General features: G+C 69.1%; 1 protein-coding gene. It reads right to left on the minus strand.

Annotated features, from left to right (window positions below):
• Positions 1-144: 144 nt before the first annotated feature.
• Positions 145-1,536 (minus strand): efflux RND transporter permease subunit (locus VLF18_RS03370; RefSeq protein ID WP_325278208.1); only part of this gene is annotated, 1,392 nt, incomplete at its 5' end.

Raw genomic sequence — 1,536 nt, forward strand, 5'->3', positions numbered from 1 at the left:
GCGAAGGACCGCGCGATGATCGTGTTCCGCGACGAAGCCGATCTCGCCGCGAAGACGCCCGCGCTGCAGGCACTGCTGCGCGAATGGCTGCCGCACCTGGAATGAGCGGCGGGGCCTTGCAGCCCCGCCGCTTCGGGCATCGCGTCAGCCGTGCTGCGGCGACGTGTCGAGCCTGGCCGGCTTGCGCGTCGCGCGGTGCTTCACGCGTTCGCGCAGGTCGTCGAGCACGGTGTAGGCCGCCGGCACGACGACGAGGCTCAGCAGCGTCGAGGTGATCAGGCCGCCGATCACGGCGATCGCCATGGGCGCGCGGAACGACGCGTCGGCGCCGAAGCCCAGCGCGATCGGCAGCATGCCTGCGCCCATCGCGAGCGTCGTCATGATGACCGGGCGGGCGCGCTTGCGGCAGGCGTCGACGAGCGCGTCGTGCTGGGTCATGCCCTGGTCCTGTTCCGCGATCACCGCGTAGTCGACGAGCAGGATCGAGTTCTTCGTCGCGATGCCGATCAGCATGAGGAGGCCGATCAGCGCCGGCAGCGACAGGAAGTTGTTCGTCAGCAGCAGCAGGCCGAACGCGCCGCCGGCGCACAGCGGCACCGCGATCAGGATGGTCAGCGGCTGCAGGGCGTTGTTGAACAGCAGCAGCAGCACGGCGTAGACGCAGAAAATGCCGGTGCCCATCGCGACGAGGAAGCCGACGAACAGTTCGACGAAGATTTCCGCATCGCCGGTGTTGAGCATCTTCACGCCGGGCGGCAGCTGCTTCAGCGACGGCAGCTGTTCGATTTCGGTCATGACTTCGCCGAGCGGACGGCCGTTCAGTTCCATGTTGAACGTGATGTTGCGCTGGCGGCCGTAGCGGTCGAGCTGCGCCGGGCCGCTGTCGAGCCGGATGTTCGCGACCGAGGTCAGCGGCACCGGGCCGTCGCGGCCGGGTACGCGCAGCAGCGAAATGACCGCGGGGCTGTCCAGATCCTGCTCGGCGATGCGCACGCGGATCGGAATCTGCCGCTCGGGCAGATTGAGCTTGGCGAGGCGCTGGCGGAAATCGCCGGCGGTCGCGATGCGCGCGGCCTCGGCGATGTCCGCAGTCGCGACACCGAGATCGGCGGCGCGCAGCGGATCGGGCGTGATCACGACTTCGGGCCGCAGCAGCGAGGCGGTCGAGGTCACGCTGCCGAGTCCCTTGAGGTTGCGCAAGTCGCGTTCGAGCGCCTGACTCGCCTGCATCAGCAGCCGCGGATCGTCGCCGGCCAGCACGAGCTGCAGCAGCTCGCCGGGTTCGCTGCTGATGAAGCTCACGCGCACGCCGGGCAGATCCTTGAGCCGTTCGCGCACTTCGCGTTCGAGGACTTTCTGGTGTCGGTCGCGCGTGCCGGGCTTGCCCCAGTCCAGCGTCAGCGTCGCCTTGCGCACGTCGCCGACGAGCGACTGGTTCGGATCGCCGAGATCGAGCACGCCGCCGATCGCGGTGTAGACGCGCTTGAGTTCGGGCAGGTCGGCCAGGGCCTTGCGGGCCTGCTCGGCAACGTCGCG

It is taken from the genome of Tahibacter sp. (assembly GCF_035481375.1).
GTDB lineage: Bacteria > Pseudomonadota > Gammaproteobacteria > Xanthomonadales > Rhodanobacteraceae > Tahibacter.